Origin of the sequence: Streptococcus downei MFe28, assembly GCF_900459175.1 — a bacterium.
GTDB classification, from domain to species: Bacteria; Bacillota; Bacilli; order Lactobacillales; family Streptococcaceae; genus Streptococcus; species Streptococcus downei.
The window spans coordinates 1941434-1958475 of the sequence record NZ_UHFA01000002.1 but is presented as its reverse complement, the minus strand read 5'-3'; the positions used below and the strand labels follow the sequence as shown (position 1 = coordinate 1958475).

The 17042-nt window shown below is 44.5% G+C and carries 15 protein-coding genes and 1 pseudogene; 15 read left to right on the top strand and 1 reads right to left on the bottom strand.

The features are described 5' to 3' along the window. Positions 1-62 precede the first annotated feature (62 nt). From DYE66_RS09360 to DYE66_RS09295, 14 genes and pseudogenes are all read left to right on the top strand, one after another. A pseudogene (locus tag DYE66_RS09360) lies at positions 63-1094 on the top strand (IS630 family transposase). Positions 1095-1292: 198 nt separating this feature from the next. Then, entirely contained in the window at positions 1293-2441 is a 1149-nt protein-coding gene (locus tag DYE66_RS09355; RefSeq protein WP_002996783.1) for a hypothetical protein, read from the top strand. A 1135-nt stretch (positions 2442-3576) separates the two neighbouring features. Further along, the gene (locus tag DYE66_RS09350; RefSeq protein WP_002997036.1) at positions 3577-3867 is read left to right on the top strand and encodes a chorismate mutase; all 291 of its coding nucleotides are present in this window, start codon (positions 3577-3579) and stop codon (positions 3865-3867) included. Positions 3868-3928: 61 nt separating this feature from the next. Beyond that, entirely contained in the window at positions 3929-5293 is a 1365-nt protein-coding gene (gene trpE / locus DYE66_RS09345) for an anthranilate synthase component I (RefSeq protein WP_002996533.1), read from the top strand. Next, on the top strand, positions 5293-5865 hold the full coding sequence (locus tag DYE66_RS11070; protein ID WP_002996711.1) for an aminodeoxychorismate/anthranilate synthase component II: 573 nt from the start codon (positions 5293-5295) through the stop codon (positions 5863-5865). The genes trpE and DYE66_RS11070 overlap by 1 nt, the downstream gene beginning before the upstream one ends. Positions 5866-5889: 24 nt before the next feature. Beyond that, positions 5890-6894, top strand: coding sequence for an anthranilate phosphoribosyltransferase (gene trpD, locus DYE66_RS11065; protein ID WP_115325138.1), 1005 nt, complete (start codon positions 5890-5892; stop codon positions 6892-6894). After that, positions 6891-7658, top strand: a complete 768-nt coding sequence (gene trpC, locus DYE66_RS09330) for an indole-3-glycerol phosphate synthase TrpC (RefSeq protein WP_002997373.1) — start codon at positions 6891-6893, stop codon at positions 7656-7658. Before trpD ends, trpC begins: the two co-directional genes overlap by 4 nt. After that, positions 7645-8226, top strand: coding sequence for a phosphoribosylanthranilate isomerase (locus DYE66_RS09325; RefSeq protein ID WP_002996630.1), 582 nt, complete (start codon positions 7645-7647; stop codon positions 8224-8226). Before trpC ends, DYE66_RS09325 begins: the two co-directional genes overlap by 14 nt. Next, the gene (gene trpB, locus DYE66_RS09320) at positions 8223-9431 is read left to right on the top strand and encodes a tryptophan synthase subunit beta (RefSeq protein WP_002996826.1); all 1209 of its coding nucleotides are present in this window, start codon (positions 8223-8225) and stop codon (positions 9429-9431) included. Before DYE66_RS09325 ends, trpB begins: the two co-directional genes overlap by 4 nt. 3 nt (positions 9432-9434) lie before the next feature. Beyond that, positions 9435-10217, top strand: coding sequence for a tryptophan synthase subunit alpha (trpA, locus tag DYE66_RS09315; protein WP_002997156.1), 783 nt, complete (start codon positions 9435-9437; stop codon positions 10215-10217). Between the two features lie 149 nt (positions 10218-10366). Further along, entirely contained in the window at positions 10367-12832 is a 2466-nt protein-coding gene (locus DYE66_RS09310) for a DNA translocase FtsK (protein ID WP_115325137.1), read from the top strand. Positions 12833-13255: 423 nt separating this feature from the next. Continuing rightward, complete coding sequence (locus tag DYE66_RS09305) at positions 13256-14110, top strand: AraC family transcriptional regulator (RefSeq protein WP_002996555.1); 855 nt, start codon at positions 13256-13258, stop codon at positions 14108-14110. An 11-nt stretch (positions 14111-14121) separates the two neighbouring features. Further along, complete coding sequence (locus DYE66_RS09300; RefSeq protein WP_002996815.1) at positions 14122-14781, top strand: ABC transporter ATP-binding protein; 660 nt, start codon at positions 14122-14124, stop codon at positions 14779-14781. After that, on the top strand, positions 14778-15494 hold the full coding sequence (locus DYE66_RS09295) for an ABC transporter permease (RefSeq protein WP_019770509.1): 717 nt from the start codon (positions 14778-14780) through the stop codon (positions 15492-15494). Before DYE66_RS09300 ends, DYE66_RS09295 begins: the two co-directional genes overlap by 4 nt. A 493-nt stretch (positions 15495-15987) precedes the next feature. On the opposite strand, the gene DYE66_RS09290 is transcribed toward DYE66_RS09295, so the two are convergent. Continuing rightward, positions 15988-16185 (bottom strand): hypothetical protein, encoded by a 198-nt coding sequence (locus DYE66_RS09290; protein WP_002997249.1) that lies wholly within the window; start codon positions 16183-16185, stop codon positions 15988-15990. A gap of 131 nt (positions 16186-16316) precedes the next feature. Between DYE66_RS09290 and DYE66_RS09285 the strand changes: the two genes are divergently transcribed. Continuing rightward, the gene (locus DYE66_RS09285) at positions 16317-17024 is read left to right on the top strand and encodes an O-methyltransferase (protein WP_044123747.1); all 708 of its coding nucleotides are present in this window, start codon (positions 16317-16319) and stop codon (positions 17022-17024) included. The last annotated feature ends 18 nt before the right edge of the window (positions 17025-17042 follow it).

Here is a 17042-nt window from a genome sequence, read left to right as displayed (position 1 = left end):
GCTTGGGTTTTTAGTGGGCCTAATACTTAACAAGAAACAAAGACTGAATTATAATAGTAGTTATGAAATTTACCCAAAAAATGTTATCCGAACTCAAACAAGCTCAAAAAGATAGCTCTCTATCACGTTTCCATCGCCGTATCCAAGCCGTCTATTTTCGTGCTCAAAAGAAGACTTACAAAGAAATCAAAGAGCTTCTTGATTTACCTCACGATACTGTTTGGCGCCTTGTCAAAATGTATGAGAAAGAAGGCTTATCAGCCCTAATTACTGAAATAGAGGCGGTCGCAGACGCTCTTACATGACGATTGAGGAGGAAGAAGCTTTCCTCAAAAAACACCTCGACAGTGCTGTTCAAGGCGAACATGTAACGGTTCAAAAACTGTTTGAGGCCTACCAAGCTGAAGTTGGCCACCCAACAACGCGTGAAGACTTCTATGCCTTATTAAAGAGGCATGGCTGGCGTAAAGCAACTCCTCGTCCCGAACATCCTAAGAAGGCAGACGCCCAAACTATTGAAGCGTCTAAAAATAAAATCTCTATTCAGGAAGACTAGAAAGCGCTTTAAACACAGTCGTCGGTATCGAAAAGTCCGTCTGATGTATCAAGATGAGGCGGGATTTGGCCGTATCAGTAAACTAGGGGCATGTTGGGCCCCTAAAGGTTATCGGCCTCACGTTGCTAGCCACTATATCCGAGAGTACCGTTATTGTTATGGAGCGGTTGATGCTCATACTGGTGAGTCTTTCTTTATTATTGCAGGTGGCTGTAATACTGAATGGATGAATGAATTTCTAAAACAGCTGAGTTGTGCTCACCCAGATGGGTACATTCTTTTAGTCATGGACAATGCCATTTGGCATAAGTCTAAAACTTTAGAAGTTCCTAATAATATTGGTTTTGCCTTTATACCGCCCTATACCCCTGAAATGAATCCGATTGAACAAGTTTGGGCTGAGATAAGAAAGCGTGGCTTTAAGAATCGTGCGTTTAAAACATTAGAGGCAGTGATTGACCAACTGCAAGAAGTAATTCAGGGATTAGACCGTTTCACTCTGAAAAGCATCGTTCGGAGAGATTGGATAACTTTCTGATTTTGATTTTTAAATAGTATAAGAAAGGCATCTGCCATCAATCCACTAGATGCAGCGACTTTTTGTCAAACCTACTTGGAGGTATAAAATGAGGACTGGTTCTTAGGGTCCCCCTCCCAATTTCGTATAATCTCGGCCTTGCAGGATTTCTCTGATTATCTTTTTTACAATCTCTAAATTCTTTACTATAATGAAGCTATGACAAAAGCATTAGAACTCAATCAAGAAATTCTTGACCAGCTGGACTTGCAGGAGGGGGAGACGGTCAAGGCAGAGCTTTACGCCGATCGCTTGGTCCTCCATAAGCAGGATGAACTCAGCCCCAAGTCTCTCCCCTTCTGGCACTATCTGGGGGCTAGCTCTCTTGCTGCCTTGATTTTTTATCTAGCAAGTTGGCTCCAGCACTTGCATCAGGTTCCCTTGTCAGGTGACTATTCCATCATCACCTTTTTGCTGGCCTTTGGGGGTGGTCTGGGAATTCTCTTTTTTACGGCTACATTTATTAAAAATCGTCGCATCTTCCTAGCTGGCAATGAAAATATGGTTTTCTGGCGAAATCTACCTGTCATTGTCCTAGCCTTCTCAGTTATCCTGCTACTGGTCCTCTTGGGCTTTTCTTGGCTACTCAGTCAGATTTTTAAGGGAGCTTCCTTTGATAAATTTACCGCTGCCTTGATTTTTGGGGTCAGCCTTAATGCGGTGATTATTGTTTGGGGGCAGATGGCCGAGCGAATTCGGGCGACCTGGCTGACTAGTGTTTTTACGGTGATTATGATTAGCGGGGTTCTGCTAGCCATGGCCACCAATAGTAACCGTCACTGGTGGCAGTTTAACCTCAGCTTTCTAGGAACCAAACGGGCGGCCAATAGCTGGCAGTTCAACCTCACCTTGATTTTGGCGGCACTAGTCCTGATTGCCCTGGTGGATTATACCTTTGTGGCTCTCAGACAGAAGTACGGCAAAAGTTGGCGGTTGACCAGCTTAAGAATCCTTTTGACCCTCCTAGGTCTGGATTTGGCAGCCGTTGGTTACTTTCCCAATGATGCTACTTATCATAGCCTGCATACCAAGTTTGCAGGTTATCTGGTTTATATCATCATCGCCTTGATTATCAGCGTTCCGGTCCTCTTGCCCAAGGTGACCAAGGACCTGCTCTTGACCTCCTTTGCTATCGGTGGTGTCTTGGTCGGACTGCAGTTCGGCTTTCAAGAGGTTCACTATCTTTCTTTAACAGCCTTTGAAATGTCAGCCTTTATCCTGGCCTTCACCTGGCTAGTCTTGCTCTTCAATCATTTGGAAGGCCTCTTAATTCCTGAAAAAAGGAAGATTGAGCTCAGGCTCCGTTAATGGGTACAGGAAAATACTAAATTTGTAGACAAGATTCTAGGTTTCTTGAAGGTGGAAGAAGTCTGAGAAACTAGCGCTAATACTTAATGAAAATCGAAATTAGTTGAGACGGAGAACTGCAGGCAGTACTGGAGTATGGCAAGGTGAGTTAGTGACGGAAAATTTTGATTTTCAAAGAGTATAAATCAACGGAATTCAGTCCCAAACTAAGTTCTGTTTTTTTATTTGGAAAAGTCATTTCATCCTTCCTAACCAGAATAAAGCTTGAAGTAGGTAGGCGGAAAACCTAGTTGAAGGAAAATTTTTCAAAAAGTTCAAAAAATTCTTGACATCTAAAAATAATGGCGTTAAAATATGAACTAAATCAGAAAGTACTTCTCTTAAGTTTTCAGGGAGCTTGTGGTGACTGCGAACAAGTAGCGGCGGCGAAGGAAATTGGGCTGATTCTTATCAATTGGAAATAAGACATAGTTTTCAGGTTGGCACCCCTTACCGTGCAATTCCTTGTTAGAGGAGTTAGAGATGACGATTATTGATAATCGTTAAGTTGAGGTGGCACCGCGTTACAAATCTGACGCCCTCGCACAGATGTTTTTTTCTGTGCGAGGTTTTTTGATGTAAGTCATCATAATTCGATAATAATTATAATGACTTACTAATGCGGGAAGTAGGAAAAGTCCTCTAGGATTTTCCGTTAGTTTCTCGCAGCGAGTCGTAGATTCCAATTCAAATTGTTGAATTTTAAGATATAAAAATTCAGGTCAGCACTCCTTACCGTGCAGCTCCTTGCTAGAGGAGCCAGAGATGACGATTGTAATAATCGTTAAATTGAGGTGGCACCGCGTTACAAATCTGACGCCCTCGCACAGATGTTTTTTTCTGTGCGAGGTTTTTTGACGTAAGTCATCATAATTCGATAATAATTATGATGACTTACTAATGCGGGAAGTAGGAAAAGTCCTCTAGGATTTTCCGTAGGTTCCCGTGGACGTTGAGAGAAAAAGTTCGACGATAACTTTTTCCTAATACTAATGCAGTGAGCAGAGAAGGCCCCCTAGGGCTTCTCGTAGCGAGTCGTAGATGTTTTCCAAACAAAAATTCAATAATTAAGCAGCCGTTTTTTAAGGAGGAAGCTATGGCACAAACATTAGCTGAAGTTCGCCAGGAAATAGACCTTTTAGACCAGAAGATGGTTAGATTATTAGCCGAGCGTCAAAAATTGGTTGAGGCGGCAGGCCGTTTAAAACCTCGTCAGGATGCTGCAGCGGTTGCTGCGCCTGATCGTGTTGCTCAGATAATCCGTGAACGTCGCAATCAAGCAGCGGAAGTGAACTTATCGCCAGACCTTGCTGAAGCTGTATGGCGGTCAATGATAGAGGCTTTTATTCTATTAGAGAGCAAAGTTAACGAACAAGGTGAGTCTTGATCACGAAAACAGTCCATAAAATCTTCAAAAGACTGATGAGATAGTTTAGAAAGGAAATACCATGCAAAAGATTTTAAATGCCGATACCTTGACACCAATTTTAGCCTATATGCGGGTGCAAGGTGAGCACAAGGTCATTCTGGAATCCATTCCCCGAGAAAAAGAGAATGCCCGTTTTTCAATCGTCGCCTATAACCCTGTTTTTGAATTGTCCTATCAGGATGGTAAGCTCTATAAGAATCAGCAAATTCTTGATGGAGTGGATCCCTTGGATTATCTCAGTCAATTGACCACAAGAGGTAAGGAGGCTGCTAAGTCAGACCTACCTTTTGCTGGCGGAGCTATCGGTTTTGTTGGCTATGATATGATTGGCCTCTATGAAGACCTGGGTCAAATTCCCCAAGACACCATAGGAACGCCGGATATGCACTTTTTCATCTATGAGTCCTACCTGATTTTTGACCATAAAAAAGAGAAGGTCTATGTTGTGGAAGATAGGATTTATAGTGGGCGGGATAATGATAAGGCCCGCCAGGCTCTTGGACAGGTGGTTAAGGATTTACAAACCCAAGCTCCAAATGAATTTAGCCCTCAGGAATTACGGCCTCTGGACTTTCAAAACCATCTAGAAAAAGAGGCCTTTGAGGCCATGGTGAATAAGGCTAAGAGTTTGATTCGCCAGGGAGACATGTTCCAATGTGTGCTTAGCCAACGCTTCTCAAGTGATTTTTCTGGCGACCCATTAGATTACTACCGCAATCTGCGGGTAACCAACCCTTCAAATTACCTCTATTTTTACGACTTTGGTGACTACCAAATCATCGGAGCCAGTCCTGAAAGCCTAGTCTCTGTCAAGGGAGACCGTGTGGTGACCAATCCCATAGCTGGCACAAGACCTAGAGGTAAAGATGAAGCTGAAGACCAACAATTGGCTCAAGACCTCAGCACAGATGTTAAAGAAACGGCTGAGCACCGGATGTTGGTTGACCTGGGTCGCAATGATATTGGCAGGATTGCCCAGACCGGCAGTGTTCTACTGACCAAGTATATGGAAGTTGAACATTTCCGCTATGTCATGCATCTGACCAGCCTAGTGCAAGGACAGCTTAGGCCGGATTTGGCAGCTATAGATGCCTTGAAATCAACCTTGCCAGCCGGTACCGTTTCCGGAGCTCCCAAAATTCGGGCCATGCAAAGGATTTATGAGCTAGAGAAGGAAAAGCGCGGCGTCTATGCAGGAGCTATCGGCTACCTGTCGGCGACCGGCGATATGGATTTTGCCATTGCCATTCGGACTATGATTCTCAAAAATCAAAAGGCCTATGTTCAGGCAGGGGCTGGCATTGTTTACGACAGCCTTGCAGAAAATGAATTTTATGAAACCCTTAACAAGGCCAAGGCCATGACCAAGATAGGAGAAGCTTGATGATTTTATTAGTTGATAATTATGATTCCTTTACTTATAACCTCCTACAATATCTGGGAAGCTTTAGTCAGGTTCAGGTTGTACGAAATGATGCTCCAAATCTATTTGAACTAGCCCAGAAAGCTGATGCCCTGGTTCTCTCCCCAGGACCTGGTTGGCCAGCCGAGGCTGGCCAAATGGAGGACCTAATTAAGGATTTTGCCAGTCAAAAACCTATTTTAGGTATCTGTCTAGGCCATCAGGCCATTGCTGAAAGTTTTGGTGGCAGGCTCGATCTAGCCAAGAGAGTCATGCATGGCAAGCAGTCCTGTCTGGACTTGGCCAGCCCATCACCAATCTTTAGGGGGCTGGAAAATGGGATAGAAGTCATGCGTTACCATTCCATCGTGGTTGAAGACCTGTCCCAGGAGTTCCAGGTGACAGCTAGGTCCAAGGATGACCAAGAAATTATGGCCATCCAGCACCGTCAGCTTCCCATTTTTGGCTTGCAGTTCCATCCTGAGAGTATTGGCTCTCCCAGCGGTCTAAAGATGTTGGAGAATTTTGTTAAGTTAGTAAAGGAAAGGGTTTAGCCCGCTAATGATGAGGTGAAAAATATGAAAGAAGTCTTTAATAAATTAGTTGCACGTAAGGATTTAACTGCTGAGGAGATGGAAGCCATCTTTGATCAAATTTTACAGGGGCAGATCTCAGAAAGTCAGATTTCAGCCCTGCTTTTGGGCTTAAAAATGAAGGGAGAAACCGCTGAGGAGATTGCAGGTGTGGTCAGGGCCCTACGCTCTCACGCCCAGACTTTTGAGAATCTTCCCCAAGGTCTCATGTGTAACTGTGGCACAGGGGGCGATCAATCCTTTACCTTCAATGTCTCAACGACAGCCTCCTTTGTGCTAGCGGCTGGAGGCATCCCTATCGCCAAGGCTGGCAATCGTTCGGTATCGTCAAAATCAGGCTCTGCTGATGTTTTGGAAGCCCTAGGCATCAACATTTCTGCTGAACCTGAGAAGCTAGAGCATGCCCTTAAGGAGGTGAGTCTGGCCTTCATCTTTGCCCAATCGGTCCATCCAGCCATGCGTTTCATCGGCCCTGCCAGACAGGCTCTAGGAATTCCGACTATTATGAATCTGGTTGGTCCCCTAGCCAATCCTGTGGACTTGGAGAGTCAGTTGATGGGCATCTATCGGGAGGACCTGCAAGAAGTTGCGGCTGAAGCTATGAGGGCCCTAGGTCGCAAGCGGGCCATTGTTGTCACAGGTCCCGACCAAATGGATGAAGCAGCCCTTTATGGCGAGAATACCTACACCCTCTTAGAGAATGGTCAGCTGAGCCAGCATCGTTTTTCCTATAAGGATTTAGGGTTAGCCAAGGTAAGCTTAGAGGAAATCAGGGGAGGCGATGCCAAAGAAAATGCTCAAATCTTACTGAGTGTCCTAAAAAATGAACCCAGTCCTTTTCTGGAAACAACGATTCTCAACGCAGGTCTAGGTTTCTATGCTAACGGGAAGGTAGACAGTTTGCAGGCTGGTGTCGACCTAGCCCGTCAGTTATTAGCTTCGGGTCAGGCCCTAGCCAAACTAAGAGCCCTACAGGAGGTGCAAGTATGAGTCAAACCTTTCTTCCAAAAATTTTAGAGCAAAAGGCAAAAGAAGTTTCTGCCATGGAATTAGAGAAGTTGGGCAGCTTACGTCAGACTTATTCCTTTTACGACTACCTCAAAAGCCACAGCCAGCAAATGCAGGTCATTGCTGAGGTCAAGAAGGCCAGCCCCAGTTTGGGGGATATTAATTTAGGGGTGGATATCGTTTCCCAGGCCAAGGCCTATAAGGTAGCCGGTGCCGCCATGATTTCGGTTTTAACCGATGAGCACTTTTTCAAGGGGAAGATTGATTATCTCCGTCAGATTTCCAGTCAGGTCAGCATTCCAACCCTGGCCAAGGATTTTATCATTGATGAGAAGCAGATTGTTCGGGCTCGCAATGCTGGAGCAACAGTCATCCTCTTGATTGTGGCGGCTCTGACTAGGGAACGCTTACAGGAGCTCTATCAGTATGCGACTGGTCTGGGACTAGAAGTCCTGGTTGAAACCCACAATGCTGGCGAATTAGCGGTTGCCCATGCCCTAGGTGCCAAGATTATTGGGGTCAATAACCGTAATCTGGTCACCTTTAAAACCGACCTGCAAACCAGTCTGGATCTGGCCGACCATTTCCATGAGGAGCCCGTCTACATTTCCGAATCTGCCATCCAAAGTGGCCAAGATGTTTCCAGAATCGCCCCCTACTTTGATGGTATTCTAGTGGGTACAGCCCTGATGACGGCTGCTGACCCGGCCCAGAAGTTAAAGGAGTTGCGTGTTGACAAAGGTTAAAATATGTGGACTATCTAGTCCAGAGGCGGTTGCGACCGCAGTCAAGTCTGGGGCAGATTTCATTGGTTTTGTCCTTGCCAAAAGTCCCAGGCAGGTCAGCTTGGCTCAGGCCCATAATCTAGCCAAGGATCTCCCTGCCTCCACTCAGGCCGTTGGTGTCTTTGTCAGCCCCAGCCTGGCTAAGTTGGAGGAGGCTATCGCTCAGATTCCCCTGGACTTGGTTCAGATTCATGGCGAATTTGCAGAAGACCTGATTCCTCAGGTATCAGTGCCCGTAATTCGGGCTATAAATATCTCTCAAGAGCCGGCTAGTCTCTCGAGCCAAGCAGCCCACCTCCTCTTTGATGCCCCCTTAGCAGGCTCCGGCCAGACCTTTGACTGGCAAAGTTTAGACACTAGCCAGATTAAACAGCCCTTCTTTATTGCTGGCGGGCTAACTAGCCAGAATGTCGCCCAAGCTATTAAGACATTTGAGCCCTATGCCGTCGATGTCTCCTCGGGCGTGGAAACAAATGGACACAAGGATTTAAGAAAGATAAAAGTATTTATAGAAAGTGTGAAACGATGACTTATCAGCAACCTGATGCCAAGGGATTTTACGGAAAATTCGGTGGCCAATTTGTACCAGAAACTCTGATGACAGCTATTTTAGAGTTGGATCAGGCCTACAAAGAGGCCAAGCAAGACCTTAGCTTTCAAGCGGAATTAGATGCCCTCTTAAAAGATTATGTTGGGCGTGAGACCCCACTTTACTACGCCAAACGGTTGACCCAGCATATCGGTGGGGCCAAGATTTACCTCAAGCGTGAGGACCTCAACCACACGGGGGCCCACAAAATCAATAATGCCCTGGGGCAGGTTCTTTTGGCCCGTCGGATGGGCAAGAATAAGGTGATTGCCGAGACAGGTGCTGGTCAACACGGAGTGGCCACGGCCACCGCAGCCGCCCTCTTTGATATGGACTGCACCATTTACATGGGAGAAGAAGATGTCAAACGCCAGTCCCTCAATGTTTTCCGCATGGAGCTTCTGGGAGCTAAGGTAGAGGCTGTCAAGGACGGTTCGCGTGTGCTCAAGGATGCCGTCAATGCAGCGCTTAGGGCTTGGGTGACCAATATTGAAGATACCCACTATATTATGGGCTCAGCCCTAGGACCAGCCCCCTTCCCTGAAATTGTTCGGGATTTCCAATCGATTATCGGTAGGGAAGCTAAGCGACAATTTGCGGAAATTTCCGGTGGCCAGCTACCCGATGCTGTCATGGCCTGTATCGGTGGTGGTTCCAACGCTATCGGTATGTTTTATCCCTTCGTCAATGATACTAGCGTTGCCATGTATGGCGCTGAGGCCGCTGGACATGGTCTGGATACAGACCAGCATGCAGCTACCTTTGCCAAGGGACGGCCGGGCGTTTTGCATGGCTCCTTGATGAATGTTCTTCAGGACCGCCACGGTCAAATTATGGAGGCCTTCTCGATTTCTGCTGGCCTTGATTATCCAGGTGTTGGCCCTGAACATTGCCACTTTAAGGAAATTGGCAGGGCTAGCTACCAGGCCATTACAGACCAAGAAGCCTTAGAAGCCTTTAGTCTCTTGTCCCGCCTGGAAGGTATTATTCCTGCCTTGGAATCCAGCCATGCCATTGCCCTAGCCCAGAAGGTCGCCAAGGATATGAGTCCAGACCAGAGCCTCCTTATCTGTTTATCGGGTCGAGGGGACAAGGATGTCATCCAAGTTAAGGAACGTTTTGAAGCTGAAAAAGAAGGGAAGTAAGCCATGACAAAAACATTAAGCAAACATCTTCAAGCCATAAAATCTTCAGGTCAGGGTTTGGTCATTCCCTATATCATGGCTGGGGACCACGAGCGAGGTTTGGACGGTCTCTTTGATACGATTAACCTGCTAGCAGATGCTGGAGCTTCCGCTATTGAAATCGGTGTTCCCTTTTCCGACCCTGTTGCCGATGGCCCCATCATCGAAGAAGCAGGCCTGCGAAGTCTGACCAAGGGGACCAATCTTGAGGCCATCGTAGAGGAGCTCCAGCGTCAAGCAAGCCCTATCCCCCTTGTTCTCATGACCTATTTTAATCCTATCTACCAATATGGCCTTGAGAGATTGGTCAAGGACTTGAGTGGAACTTCTGTCAAGGGTCTGATTATTCCCGATTTGCCCCATGAACATACGGACTTTGTCCTTCCCTATCTGGAAAATCATGACCTCTGCCTGGTTCCCCTCATCAGCCTAACAACCGGCTCTGAGCGCCAGAAAGAATTGTTAGCAGATGCCCAAGGCTTTGTCTACGCTGTAGCGGTCAATGGGGTTACGGGTAAGGCCAGCAACTATCGCTCAGACCTAGACCAGCACTTACAAAACTTAAAAGACCTGACCTCCCTACCAGTTCTGACAGGCTTTGGCATTTCCAGTCAGGAAGACGTGGAGCGTTTCAATCAGGTCTCCGATGGCGTCATTGTTGGCTCTAAGATTGTCCAAGCCCTCCACCAAGGTCAGACAAGTCAGGTCCAAAACTTTATCCGCCAAGCCAGCCAAGTGAAAAAATAAAACGTCAAGATGTTTGATAGTAAAAAAGTAAGGAGTTAAGGACTTTTGTCCCTAACTCCTCTTTAGGTTAGTATCAAGCGCTCACTCTAGCTAATTTTCAAGCTATCCCCCTCATCAAATGAGGCAAAACGTGCTATAATAGGACTACTATGGCAAAATCGAAATCGACAAAAGCAAGTAAAAAATCCAATAAACAGAAGGCGCAAAATAAACGCCCAACTAAGAAGGAAAGAGAGCACAAAAAGGCCGTTCGAAAAATGATGGTCGCCTTTTTGATGGCTTTTATCCTCTTTTTCGCCATTATCCGCCTAGGTGTCTTTGGGATTACCGCCTACAATCTCGTTCGGGTAGTGGTTGGTAGCCTAGCCTACCCAGCTATCTTTGGTCTCCTCTTTTACCTCTTTGCGGGCAAGTGGTTGCAGAAGCACACGGGTTTTATGTCAGGCTATATCTCTGCCATGGCTGGTCTCATGCTGATTTTCCACGCCTATCTCTATTCCATGGACGTTATGAAAGAGCGCTCTATCATTGGGGGAACCTTCCGTCTAGTAACGGCCGATTTAAAAAATGTGGCTGTCACCCATTTCCTAGGGGGTGGCATGATTGGTGCTGTCCTTTATAAGCCAATTGTTTTCCTCTTCTCTAACATCGGTTCCTATCTGGTCGGTGGTCTTTTCATTATTTTGGGCCTCTACCTCATGAGCTCTTGGGATGTCTATGATGTCATGAATTTCTTCAAGAAGACTGGTAGCAATCTCAGCGACAAGATTGACCAAACCAGCCTGCAGATGGAATCCCGTCGGGAGCAAAAGCGTCAGGCCAAGGCTCAGGCTAAGGCTCAAGCACAAGAAGATCAGGAAGAAGCTCAAGCTGGGGAAACTCCATCAGACTTTGATGGCCTAGTTGACCCAGAAACAGGGGAAATCCTATCCGCCAGCCCAGCTCAATTAGCTCCGAGATCCGAGCCAGAAATTCTGGGCGGCTATGATGAAGAAGAGGCTGAGGATGGCTATTCTCAGCAAGACTTCAAGAATTATCATTTTCATTATCCTGACGAGGAAAATGAGGTTGAGGCACCGACTTCCTCACCAGCTGAGACAGCTCCAGCCAGTCCAAATCCAGCCCAGAACCAAGAAGACGATGATGAGCCTGTGCAGGTGGATTTCACCCCTAAACAGCACCTGCTCTACAAATTGCCAACCATTGACCTCTTCGCCCCTGACAAGCCTAAGAACCAGACCAAGGAAAAGAAGATTGTCCGCAAGAACATCAAGATTTTGGAAGAAACCTTTGCCAGCTTTGGCATCAAGGCCACAGTCGAACGGGCTGAAATTGGCCCTTCTGTCACCAAGTATGAAATCAAGCCGGCTGTCGGCGTGCGGGTCAATCGGATTTCTAATCTGGCTGACGATTTAGCTCTGGCTCTGGCTGCCAAGGACGTGCGGATTGAGGCGCCTATTCCTGGGAAATCTCTGGTCGGTATCGAAGTGCCTAACTCAGAGATTGCTACCGTCAGCTTCCGCGAGCTCTGGGAGCAGGCCAAGACCGATGCCAACAAGCTTTTGGAAGTGCCTCTGGGTAAGGCGGTCAATGGCTCTGCCCGTAGCTTTGATTTGGCCCGTATGCCCCACCTTCTGGTGGCTGGGTCGACTGGTTCAGGGAAATCCGTTGCCGTCAATGGCATCATTGCCAGTATCCTGATGAAGGCTAGACCTGACCAGGTTAAATTTATGATGATTGATCCTAAAATGGTCGAACTGTCAGTTTACAATGATATTCCCCACCTGCTCATCCCCGTCGTGACCAATCCGCGTAAGGCCGCCAAGGCCCTGCAAAAGGTGGTTGATGAGATGGAGAATCGCTATGAGCTCTTTAGCCATGTCGGTGTCCGCCATATCGCTGGTTACAATGCCAAGGTAGAATCCTTCAATGCTGACTCTGAGGAGAAGAGGATTCCCCTGCCTTTGATTGTAGTCATTGTGGATGAGTTGGCTGACCTCATGATGGTGGCCAGCAAGGAAGTAGAAGATGCCATCATCCGCCTGGGACAAAAGGCTCGGGCGGCTGGTATCCACATGATTCTGGCGACGCAACGACCTTCGGTTGATGTCATCAGCGGTCTGATTAAGGCCAATGTGCCTTCTCGAATTGCCTTTGCCGTTTCATCGGGTACCGACAGTCGGACCATTCTGGATGAAAATGGAGCAGAAAAACTGCTGGGGCGTGGGGACATGCTCTTCAAGCCCATTGATGAAAACCACCCTGTCCGCTTGCAAGGCTCCTTCATTTCTGACGATGATGTCGAGCGCATTGTTGACTTTATTAAGGATCAGGCTGAGGCCGATTACGACCACAGCTTTGACCCTGGGGAAGTCTCTGAAAATGAAGGTGACTCCGGATCAGCTGGTGGTGATTCGGAAGGAGACCCACTCTTTATTGAGGCCCGTGCCTTGGTACTTGAATCACAAAAGGCCTCGGCTTCTATGCTTCAAAGACGGCTTTCCGTCGGCTTTAACCGAGCTACCCGCCTCATGGAAGAACTAGAAGAAGCTGGTGTTATCGGCCCAGCCGAAGGTACCAAACCCCGCAAGGTCCTTATGCCACCAGAAGGGTAAGATATTAAAATATTAACAAGACTATAATTTTCAAAAGCCATTCGGACGGTAATAAGTCAGAATGGCTTTTTAGCCTCCTAATAGAAGCATTTTTCAGTCAAAATATAGTCTATTGAAACAAGGCCAAGACAAAAATACTTCGAGGAAAGTATCGCAAGCTGGCCATACTTTTTTGAGATGCTTTTTTGTAGTACAACCTCTTCGTTCACAATAGTCGAGAACTTTTTGATGAAATCCACTGAATATACTGCCATAATTCCATTACAACCTCTTCGTCCTGCTTTTAATTCAGGTTACTATACTTTACTAACTTTTTAAAATAATTAAGTAATTCTGAGACTATATTTTTAGTTCAAAGATTAAAGGATGAAAGCGGTTAATTTATGTTAAAATAGCGACGAATTAAAGATTAGGGGGTTGCTCATGGATGACTTTAAAAACTTTAATAAAGCCTTGGAATTTATCGATAATCATTTAGATTCTGAAATTACTGAAAGGGATATCTATCAACTGACCTCTTATTCTTATAATGTTTTTTCTAGAATTTTTTCAGTATTAAGTGGTATTCCTCTGGGAGAATATATCCGCTCTAGAAAATTAAGTGCAGCAGCTATTGAATTACAGGAAGAACATACCAAAGTTGTGGATGTAGCAATGAAATATGGCTATCAATCTTCTGATGCTTTTTCCTATGCTTTTAAAAGTTTTCATGGTTGCTCCCCATCAGAAGTGAAAAAAGGAGAGGGGTTCCATATTGCCCAACCGTTAAGATTTTCTTTGACAGTCCGCGGAGGCCAATTTAAAACAAAAATTGAGGTGAAAGAGGGTTTTCGTTTGGTTGGCATATGCGCCGATGTTCGTCCTGAGCAAATGTCTGTCGAAATTTGGAAGGAACTAAGTAATCAGTTGGTGATGAAATGTCCGCGAGACTGGGCTGAAAACAATCAACTTTATGGCTTATTTTTTCATGGAGAGTCTGAGGGAACAATTCATTATATGATAGGATTTAGGATTTCAGATTCTATTGAGGAGGTTGATATACAAAAGTTGGGCTTAGATAGGATTGATATCCCAGAAGAAAAATATGCGGTTGTCAATCTTGGAGGAGAACTTCCTAATAATATTCATCAAGCTTGGAGCTACTTATTAGGGATTTTCTTGCCACAGGAGGGATATAGGCATGCTGGCAGCTATGATTTCGAGCTATACTCCGGTTACGAAGTGAATTCTCCTGATTTTTCTATTGAACTATGGGTTCCCATTGTAAAGCAAGTTTAGGAGGAGTAGAAATGACAGAGATTATTATAACCGTGGAAAATTTAACAGTCAATTATAAAGAAATATCCGTACTTAATCACATTAGTCTTTCGTTAGAAAAGGGGAAGGTCTACGGTTTAGTAGGAGAAAATGGTTCAGGAAAATCAACCTTAATCGGCTGTATGTTGGGACTTCTACCTTGGGAGCGAGGAAACATCACTCTATTTAATAAACCGATTAGCTTCTCTAAAGATAAGAATTATGTTTTCTCTAGGTGCAGTGCTGTACTACAGGATGTTGCCTTACCCAAGAGATTAACTGTTAAAGAATGTCTATCCTTATTTTCTGTCCTTGGAAATGGCCAGAAGGACATGTTTGAGATCATTCATTTGTTACATCTTGAGAATCAAATTGATAAAAAATTTGGGGATTTATCTTTTGGACAGAAACAACGAGTATTGATTGGAACGGCACTCCTGCAAGAATTTGATATTCTATTTTTGGATGAACCAACCAATGGTTTGGATAAAGAAACAAGAGAGAACATATTTTCTATCATAGAAACTTTAAGAGGTCAAGGAAAAACGATTATTTTTATCTCACATCGTGAAGAAGAAGTGAACCGCATTTGTGATGAGATTTTACTGATTTCACATGGAAAGATTCGTATTCATAAGGAGGAAGCTTCATGAAAAAACTACAAGCAATGACCTTATGTGAACTAAAGACTTTTATACGTGAACCAATGGGAGCTAGTTTTATTATTTTTTTCCCTTTAATCATGTTTATTAGTACTTTGATTTTACAGGGTCAAAAGGTTTTATCTAGTACCTTGCCTGGGAACCTTGGAATGACGATAGCGGCAGCAGGGCTACTTGGGGTTACCATTAATTTAGCAGTCAACCGTGAGAACAGAGTTTTAAAGAGATTTCAAACAACATCAGTGTCGGCCTTGTTGATTATTATTTCTGATTTTATTGTTTTATGCATTTTCTCTTTAGCAGGTATTGTTTTACAAGTACTCCTAGCTTTTCTTATCAGTCCTAAAGATTTAATGATTAACTTAACACTGTTTACAATAGATTTGTTGATAGCATCAGTTTATTTCTTTTCCTTGGCATTTTTTATCAGTTCCTATATAAAAAATGTTAAGTCAATTCATGCTATAACTTCAAGCTTGTTTACCATTATGCTTATTTTTAGTGGCACAACTTTCCCACTGGATAGTATGCCTCTTTTTACTAGGTGCGTATCAAGCATTTTACCTTTAACACAGGTTAATCTGCTGTTCAGAAATGATCTTTTAGCAATTCCTTATCAGTACAGATGGATTTCTTATTTATATATAGTCATTAGCAGCTTACTATTTTTGATTATAGGAAAGAGAACTTTTAAGTGGGAGTGACAATATGTTGATACAAACAAACTACCTAAATAATTCTAGTACATTACTAAGATATTTTACTAGTGAGGAGGATGCAAAGTCTACAGAGGTATTTCACAAATGTACGCATTTTTTGGGTCTCGTCAAGTATTTGAAAAATTAAATAGTGAGTTGAAACTGGTAATGCAGCTTGCTGGTACAAAGAATATTGAGGATATAAAGAACTATAACCTTAGAGTTAATGACTAGGAATTTAGAAAATTATTTCCTACTGAAAATTTGGAAATAAGTCCGGAAATCAATATCAGCTCTCGTCGAATAGAAGTTGAAGATAATATTAATACTCTTAAAGACTGTTTAATTTTCAAGTAGCAAAAAAGCTAATCTATCATTGCCTATTACTGGTTAGAGCAAGTAGAAAATTGTTAAATTTTTATAGATGTACTAACTCATTCAATAGAAAACTCCATCCAAATATTCAGTTCGGATGGAGTTTTTCTACGGATAGGGATTGCTAGTCCATATCATGGTCTTTCAGCCAGCTTTGATATTTTTCAACCAGATTGACGGCATACTGAGTTGCCAAGGCTAGCGAAAAGGCCTCTGTGCCTTCGGTTTCTTCATCGGCTACCTCGATTTTGGTCTCGTCATAGATGGCTTTTAGGTTCTCGGTTGATAAGGTGTTTTTGAAGGCTTCGAATCCTTTATTCATTGATTTGTCCTCTTTCTATCATTATCTTTAGTTTCCTATATTATACCATGGGCAGGGTCTGGTTTTTCTACAGAAACTGTAAAAAGTTGACGCTCTTTGCAAAAATTGGGCTCCTTTGTTATCATAAGACCATGGTTCAAACATACAGTAAAAATGCTAATCATAATATGCGCCGCCCCGTGGTCAGAGAAGAGGTGGTCAGCTATATGCGGACCCACCAGAAGCAGGAAGTTGGGCACTTAAGAGAGTTGGCAGACTTTGCCCGTCAGGAGAATATTCCCATCATCCAGCCAGAGGTGGTAGCCTATTTCCGTCTTCTCATGCAGACCCTGGCACCCAAGTCCATCCTAGAAGTTGGGACAGCTATTGGCTTTTCAGCCCTGCTCATGGCTCAATATGCTCCCCAGGCGAAAATTACAACCCTGGAGCGCAATGAAGAAATGCTGACTTTGGCTAGAAAAAATCTGCAACGCTACGATAGCCGAAAGCAAATCAAGCTAGTAGAAGGGGAAGCCCTTGATATCCTACCGACCTTGGAGGACAGCTATGATTTCGTCTTTATGGATTCGGCCAAGTCCAAGTACATTGTCTTTTTACCCCAGGTTCTGGAGCGCCTTCGGGTCGGTGGCCTTGTCCTGATTGATGATGTTTTTCAAGGGGGCGATTTGGCTAAACCAATCATGGAAGTCAAACGCGGTCAGCGAACCATTTACCGAGGGCTACAAAGACTCATGGATGCTACCTTAGACAATCCAGATTTGACAGCCAGCCTCCTACCGCTTAGCGATGGTCTCTTGCTGATTCGCAAAAACGTCCCAGATGTCACTCTACCAGACTAGGCAAGATTGAAAAAAGTA